The organism is Limosilactobacillus sp. (genome assembly GCF_041859915.1).
Lineage (GTDB): Bacteria > Bacillota > Bacilli > Lactobacillales > Lactobacillaceae > Limosilactobacillus.
This window is the reverse complement of record NZ_JBFLGB010000082.1, coordinates 1-6,503: the sequence shown is the minus strand read 5'-3', so window position 1 is coordinate 6,503 and position 6,503 is coordinate 1. Positions and strand designations below refer to the sequence as shown.

General features: G+C 44.4%; 9 protein-coding genes and 1 pseudogene. 7 read left to right on the top strand and 3 right to left on the bottom strand.

Annotated features, from left to right (window positions below; translation table 11 throughout):
• From ACEYV4_RS08825 to ACEYV4_RS08815, 3 genes are all read left to right on the top strand, one after another.
• The coding region (locus tag ACEYV4_RS08825; protein WP_373842923.1) for an LPXTG cell wall anchor domain-containing protein at positions 1–776 on the top strand (776 nt) is incomplete at its 5' end.
• Positions 777–997: 221 nt separating this feature from the next.
• On the top strand, positions 998–1,729 hold the full coding sequence (locus ACEYV4_RS08820) for a ribonuclease H family protein (RefSeq protein ID WP_373842922.1): 732 nt from the start codon (positions 998–1,000) through the stop codon (positions 1,727–1,729).
• Entirely contained in the window at positions 1,713–2,873 is a 1,161-nt protein-coding gene (locus tag ACEYV4_RS08815; RefSeq protein WP_373842921.1) for a hydroxymethylglutaryl-CoA synthase, read from the top strand. The genes ACEYV4_RS08820 and ACEYV4_RS08815 overlap by 17 nt, the downstream gene beginning before the upstream one ends.
• A 63-nt stretch (positions 2,874–2,936) precedes the next feature.
• On the opposite strand, the gene lexA is transcribed toward ACEYV4_RS08815, so the two are convergent.
• Entirely contained in the window at positions 2,937–3,563 is a 627-nt protein-coding gene (lexA, locus tag ACEYV4_RS08810; RefSeq protein ID WP_373842920.1) for a transcriptional repressor LexA, read from the bottom strand.
• 159 nt (positions 3,564–3,722) lie between these two features.
• Here lexA and ACEYV4_RS08805 point away from each other — a divergent pair, with 159 nt between their 5' ends.
• Positions 3,723–3,974 (top strand): DUF896 domain-containing protein, encoded by a 252-nt coding sequence (locus tag ACEYV4_RS08805; RefSeq protein WP_373842919.1) that lies wholly within the window; start codon positions 3,723–3,725, stop codon positions 3,972–3,974.
• Positions 3,975–4,043: 69 nt separating this feature from the next.
• Entirely contained in the window at positions 4,044–4,265 is a 222-nt protein-coding gene (locus tag ACEYV4_RS08800; RefSeq protein WP_373842924.1) for a YneF family protein, read from the top strand.
• A 37-nt stretch (positions 4,266–4,302) separates the two neighbouring features.
• Here the strand turns inward: ACEYV4_RS08800 and ACEYV4_RS08795 are convergent, their stop codons facing one another.
• On the bottom strand, positions 4,303–4,944 hold the full coding sequence (locus ACEYV4_RS08795) for a lysophospholipid acyltransferase family protein (protein WP_373842918.1): 642 nt from the start codon (positions 4,942–4,944) through the stop codon (positions 4,303–4,305).
• Positions 4,945–5,042: 98 nt separating this feature from the next.
• On the opposite strand from ACEYV4_RS08795, the gene ACEYV4_RS08790 reads away from it, so the two are divergent.
• Positions 5,043–5,801, top strand: a complete 759-nt coding sequence (locus ACEYV4_RS08790) for a tRNA1(Val) (adenine(37)-N6)-methyltransferase (protein ID WP_373842917.1) — start codon at positions 5,043–5,045, stop codon at positions 5,799–5,801.
• A complete protein-coding gene (locus ACEYV4_RS08785; RefSeq protein WP_373842916.1) occupies positions 5,788–6,099 on the top strand; it encodes a GIY-YIG nuclease family protein in 312 nt (103 codons plus the stop codon). The genes ACEYV4_RS08790 and ACEYV4_RS08785 overlap by 14 nt, the downstream gene beginning before the upstream one ends.
• A gap of 264 nt (positions 6,100–6,363) precedes the next feature.
• Here the strand turns inward: ACEYV4_RS08785 and ACEYV4_RS08780 are convergent.
• A pseudogene (locus ACEYV4_RS08780) lies at positions 6,364–6,503 on the bottom strand (family 1 glycosylhydrolase); the annotation flags it as partial.

Here is a 6,503-nt window from a genome sequence, read left to right as displayed (position 1 = left end):
CCGTAACCTACCAGAAGCTTGGTCAGATTGTCCCAGTTGATCAGAATGGTAATCCAATTGGCAATGCTCAAACTTACCGGAATGATCCGAATGATCCAACCAAGGTCGTACCAAACGAAGCCGTACCAACGATTAGTGGCTACACACCATCAACCAGCACAGTTACGCCAACTAACCCAAGTGTTAATACGACGATAACTTACAACAAGAATGGTAATGGCAACCAGAATAACAGTACCAACGGCAATGGTTCCACTGCTAACAATGGTGGTGCTGCAAATAACAACGGTACTTCTAATAACGGTAATGGATCAGCTGCCAATAATGGTTCATCCATTAATCAAGGTGGTACTACGAATGGCAACAGTACTACTAATAATGGTGGTACTACTGCTAATAACGGTAACAGCACTGTAAATGGTAATAGTGGTACTTCTACTGGCAATACTGGCCTGGCCAACGGCACTGGTTCCGCAACAACTGAAGGTAACACCAACAATAGCGGTGCTAACTTTGGTGGTAATAGTGAAACTACTGGAACAAGTGCAGTCGCTGGTAACAATGCAGCATCAGTTGCCGGTAATGCTGGTAACACGGTTACGACGACAACTACTACTTCGACTGGTTCCAATAATAGTGATAATGGCAATAATATTGCTTTGCCACAAACTGGAAACACAGCTAACAAGGCTGCTATCTTGGGCGCCGCTGGTATTGAATTAGCCGGTGCCTTAGGCCTAGCTGGTTTAGCTGCCAAGAAGAAACACGTTGAATAACAATTGAATAAAAGTCATTGCTCGTGGCAGAGTCCATTCAAAGAGTAAATAACCTCCCCAAATTTATTTACTTTTATTTTTCGAAACCAGGTGGATGGTTGCGGGCAATGAGAAAGGCCTCAGCGGTTTTACAACTGTTGGGGCCTTTCTTTAATCTGAAAATTTTAGTATATAATTGGATATGTGAGTTGTTGACTGGACGTTGAAAGGATTGGGAAATCATGGTAAAAAAATATTATGCGGTTAAAAATGGACGTCAACCAGGAATTTATACTTCTTGGCCAGAGTGTCAACGACAGGTCAGCGGGTATCCAGGAGCGGTCTATAAGGGCTTTACCAGTCGAATGGCGGCCCAGGAATGGTTACACCAATCCCATACTTCAAAGCGACGTCCTAGTGAGCAACTGCAACTTCAATTAACGATGCCAAGCCGCCAGTCACGTCCAGCAATTCACCTATATACAGATGGTGGTTCTCGTAACCATGGCAACAAGCGGGGACAGCACGTTAAGGCCAACGATAAGGCAGCCTGGGCCTACCTGATTGTTTATCATGGTCACCGCCAAACGGGGACGGGTGGTGAATACGGTGCTACCAATAATAAGATGGAGATTACGGCGCTGATCCAGGCACTTCGGTATTTACTTGCCCATCGTTTGAATAACCAACCGATCAGTGCAACATTAGATTCACATTACGTTTTAGACCCAATTGTTAAGGGTTGGGTTTATGGTTGGCGGCACCGAGGATGGCGAACCGCATCTGGTAAGCCAGTCGCTAACCAGGCAGAATGGCAAACTTTGTTGACCCTTTTACCACGATTTGCCCACTTAACTTTTGACTGGACAAAAGGTCATGCCGATAATCAGGGAAATAATCTGGTTGATGCATTACTAAATACCACAATGGATAAAATGGAAGGAACGAGAACGAAAAATGAAAATTGGAATTGATAAGATGGCTTTTGCAACCACGGATCAGTATATTGATTTACGTGAACTAGCTACGCGGCGGGGCGTTGATCCTAACAAGTACACCATTGGGATTGGCCAGGATCGGCAGGCGGTTGTTCCACCAACTCAGGATATCGTTACCCTCGGCGCGACCGCGGCTGCTAAGTTGCTAACGCCCGCGCTTGCCAAGCGTATTTCAACAATCATGGTGGCCACTGAATCCGGAATTGATAATTCTAAGGCGAGTGCAATTTATGTTAAACACTTACTAGGACTCAATGACTTTGTTCGCACCGTTGAATTAAAGGAAGCCTGTTATTCCGGTACAGCCGCCATTCAATTTGCCCGTGGCCTGGTAGCCTTCAATCCACAGGAAACGGTTTTGGTGATTGCAACCGATATTGCGCGTTATGGTTTAAACACCCCTGGTGAGGTAACCCAGGGTGCAGGAGCCGTCGCCATGTTGATCAGTGCCCATCCCCACGTTCTGGCGATCGAACCGACAACGGTGGCTTACAGCAAAGATATCATGGACTTTTGGCGGCCCCTTTATGCCACCGAGGCGATCGTGAACGGCAAGTATTCTACTAACGTTTACATCGACTTCTTCCTCCAAGCCTTTACTCGTTACCAGCAACTGACCGGTCAAACCTTGGCTGACTTTGCCGGGCTTGTCTTTCACCTACCGTTTACTAAAATGGGGAAGAAAGCTTTGGAAGGCTTGCTGGGTGATCGAACCGATGCAGTGGCACAACGAATGCGGCAGCAATTGCATGCTAGTCAGGTTTACTGCCGTCAAGTTGGCAACCTTTATACTGGTTCTCTTTACCTGGCGTTGATGTCACTCCTGCAAAATGGCCAGGTCAAAGCTGGTGACCGTTTGGGCCTCTTTAGTTACGGCTCTGGTGCCGAGGGTGAATTCTACAGTGGAATCGTCCAAGAGGGCTTTACGACCGCTTTGAATGACATTGCGGCTGATCTTAAGACCCGTCATCAGGTTTCCATTGATCAATATGAACGCTTCTTTAATGGCCGGTTGGGTATGAAGTCAGCTGATCGACAATTTGATTTAAGCCATGATCGGCGACCATTTGTCTTAGCAGGACAGCAAAATCACCAGCGCATTTACCGGCGTCAGAAATAGGTACAAATAAAGCCCCCAGAGTTCAACTAAGCAAACTCTGGGGGCTTATTGTGTTGGTAAAGATTAAAAGATGTGATCACGGAAAAGCCCTACAACTTTACCAAGAATTTTGACGTTTTTTAGGAAAATCGGCGCCATTGTATCATTTTCTGGCTGCAAGCGAAAACGAGTTTTTTCCTTGAAGAAACGCTTGCAAGTAGCTTCGTTATCATCGTTCATTGCAATGACAATATCGCCGTTTTTAGCGGTTGACTGCTTACGGACAATTACTTCGTCACCATTTAGGATCCCGGCCTTAATCATACTAGTACCCCGGATCTTAAGCATAAACAGATCGTTATTATCCTGAATCGATGGTGGAATCGGGAAGAAATCCGTTGCATCTTGTACCGCTAGAATTGGTTGCCCAGCAGTCACGACTCCCAAGATCGGAATCTTAGTTTGCATTGGTTTCACGCCGAGCAAATCCAGTCCCTTGGGAGTGATCTCAAGGGCCCGTGGCTTGGCGGAATCCTTGCGTAAAAATCCTTTCTCAATTAAGCGGGTAATGTGCCCGTGAACGGTTGATGTGGAGGATAAGCCCACCGCACTGCAAATCTCCCGAACTGTCGGCGGATAGCCATGTTCGGTTACTTGCTTGTGGATATAGCTTAAAACCGCCATTTGTTTATTTTTAGCAGTTCTTGGCATAATGACACCTCATTATTAGTTATTATGTAAAGGATACCATAGCAAAATTTGTATTTCAAACGTACGTTCGCAACGATCTAATCGTAAACGAAAGATTTGCAATTAATTTCTAAATTCGGTAAAATCAAGCCGTTAGTTTAGGAAAGGAAGGATCCGAGAATGACCGAGTCAAAGGAACAGGATCAGCTCTTAAAACGAATTAATGAATTAGCCCACAAAAATAAAAAAGAGGGGCTAACAGAAGCGGAAACTCGTGAACGAACCCGTTTACGTCGTGAATACCTCAAGAACTTTCGAGAGGCAATGCGCAGTAATATTGAAATGATGCGGATCTTTGATAATCAGGGTAATGAAGTGACACCAGAAAAAGTCCGTAAGATCCAGCGTAAAAAGGGTTTGCGTGATGATTAAGCCTTTTCAAGTGCCTATCTTTCGTGTAAGATGGATAGGTAACTAATAAAGGAGGAATTAACCGTGGGTATGACAATTTTATGGACCATTTTGGGCTTACTGGTTGGTCTGCTTGTCGGTTTCTTCGGTGCCCGTAAGTATATGGAAAATTACCTTCGTAATAATCCACCAATTTCTGAAGAGATGCTACGGACAATGATGCTACAAATGGGGCAAAAGCCATCTAGCCGGAAGCTTCATCAAATGATGCAAACCATGAAGAACCAAGCGCGGAAAGCAAACCGTAAGTAATAATAAAAGGGATGCCTAATGCATCCCTTTTATTATCTTAGAAATCATCGTTTTTCGGTTTGGGTGGCATGACATAGTGATAATGAGGATTGATTTGCCGGTCAAGCTGATCAAAAGCATCCTGCATCTCTTGTTCAACTTTTTTCTGATTTTCGTCGGTCAGGCGCATCTTACGGTCGATATAAATCGGCTTGCCAAAAGCAATGTGCCGGGGATGACGATGGCTAAAGAGCCGTCCAAACTTAAGCGGCCCCTGGTAGACGACCGGGACGAGGGGCACCTTCGCTAGTTTAGCGATCACTACGGCCCCACCTTTTAACTTTGCCGAATAGCGCGAACCGGACGGGAAAATAATCGTTGAGAGCTCTGTCCTTTGCAGTAGCCGAACCGGTATTTTAATTGCAGAAGGGCCAGGATGTTTACGATCAACCGGGAAAGCATTCAATGCCCGCAAAAACCAATTGGCAATGGGGTTATGGAACAGTTCTTTCTTGGCCATGAAGCTAAACTTTTTTGGCCAAACGGCAAGGGCGATCAGCACTGGATCCATCCAAGTACGGTGGGGCGCGACGATGATGTAGTTACCATCTGGCAGGTTTTCACGATTATAGATCTTGGCACGTCCATTAAAAAGGTTGAGTAGGGGGCCAACGATCTTTATCAGAAAATTATAAAGCATCTTTGTTTCTTCCAATCATTATAAATTATTTATCTAGCTTTTAAGTATGACGAAAAAATGTCAAAGATGCAAGGAAAGCAATGAAAGGAAATTATTTTATGGAATCATCAACACTTTTAAGGGATGATGAACGAATCGACCAGCTTTATAGTCAAGATGTGCAGATTATCCAGAGCCCGTCTTGCTTTGCCTTTTCGCTAGATGCCGTTTTGCTGGCCGATTTTGTCCGTCCTAACCATCGTCACAAGCTAAAAACGGTTGACCTTTGTGCGGGGAATGGGGCCATTGGTCTTTTTCTCCACCATAAATTAGGTGGAACCTTTGCTGAAGTTGAGCTTCAGCCACGAATTGCGGATATGGCGCGGCGGAGCATCGAATTGAACAAATTAGCTGATCGTTACCGGGTTTTTAATATGGATATTAAGGATGTCTTTAACCAGATTCCCAAGGATTCGGCTGATGTCGTCCTGTGTAATCCACCGTATTTTCCGGTGACTGCCAAGAGCAAGAAAAATCCAAACCGTTACTTGGCAATTGCCCGTCATGAAATTACCACTAATTTCCAGATGGTGGCTAAGCAAATGAGCGGCTTGTTGAAAATGAATGGTCACGGTTACCTGGTTCATCGTCCCGACCGGCTCGTAGAAATATTGACCACGCTAACGAAATGGCGTCTGATTCCGAAACGAATCCGCTTTATTCATCCTAAGCCGGATCGTGATGCTAATATGCTCCTATTGGAAGTCATCAAGGATGGCAAGCCTGGTGGGATGAAGGTGGTTCCACCACTGATAGTGAATGATGAAGATGGCACATACCGACCGGAAGTCAAGGCGCTGCTTTATGGCCAGCAGTAAGCATTATTACATGTACGTTCTTTATTGTGCTGATGACACCCTTTACTGTGGCTTTACTAATAATGTTGACCATCGTTTGGCCGTTCACCAGGCTTACCGTGGAGCGAAGTACACCCGGGTAAAGAGTCGGCACCCGCTTCGCCTGATTTATTATGAAACTTTTACTAATAAGCATGCCGCCCTAAGTGCCGAATATCATTTTAAACACCAGTCCCGGGCTAAGAAGAATCAGTATTTGAAAGCTCATGGTGTAATCGTTAGCGAATATTATCAAAGCAACCATCATTGCGGAAATTAATGTTCAAAAGGCTTGTCAATGGACAAGCTTTTTTGTATACTATTAAACGGTGTTTAACAACATATAACACACCTATGGTAATAATTAGGGATGTGCCCTTTTGAGGGTTCCTTGATTAATTGATCCATGGGGAGGAAAAAACAAATTGGAGGGGAAATTTCTAAAGTTGCTTTAAACGGTGATAATAAGGAATTAAAGACAAGAAAACAAACCAACTTGATCTGGATCCTTGATCAAATTTTACGGTTAATGCACCCAATTATGATGTTGCTTTAAGTAGTCAATCCTGTAATCATCGTGAATCTTACCGTCAGAAGAAATTTTATCAACTGCTCCTAAACCATTCTCAACGACCATAACAGGAAGCTCATAACGGTCATAAATTACCTCTAAGAAGTATTGCA

What these genes read in the sequence shown, in the direction of transcription:
- ACEYV4_RS08820 (WP_373842922.1), top strand. Translation starts at nt 998, where the DNA reads ATGGTAAAAAAATATTATGCGGTTAAAAATGGACGTCAACCAGGAATT.
- ACEYV4_RS08815 (WP_373842921.1), top strand. Translation starts at nt 1,713, where the DNA reads ATGAAAATTGGAATTGATAAGATGGCTTTTGCAACCACGGATCAGTAT.
- lexA (WP_373842920.1), bottom strand. Translation starts at nt 3,563, where the DNA reads ATGCCAAGAACTGCTAAAAATAAACAAATGGCGGTTTTAAGCTATATC.
- ACEYV4_RS08805 (WP_373842919.1), top strand. Translation starts at nt 3,723, where the DNA reads ATGACCGAGTCAAAGGAACAGGATCAGCTCTTAAAACGAATTAATGAA.
- ACEYV4_RS08800 (WP_373842924.1), top strand. Translation starts at nt 4,044, where the DNA reads ATGACAATTTTATGGACCATTTTGGGCTTACTGGTTGGTCTGCTTGTC.
- ACEYV4_RS08795 (WP_373842918.1), bottom strand. Translation starts at nt 4,944, where the DNA reads ATGCTTTATAATTTTCTGATAAAGATCGTTGGCCCCCTACTCAACCTT.
- ACEYV4_RS08790 (WP_373842917.1), top strand. Translation starts at nt 5,043, where the DNA reads ATGGAATCATCAACACTTTTAAGGGATGATGAACGAATCGACCAGCTT.
- ACEYV4_RS08785 (WP_373842916.1), top strand. Translation starts at nt 5,788, where the DNA reads ATGGCCAGCAGTAAGCATTATTACATGTACGTTCTTTATTGTGCTGAT.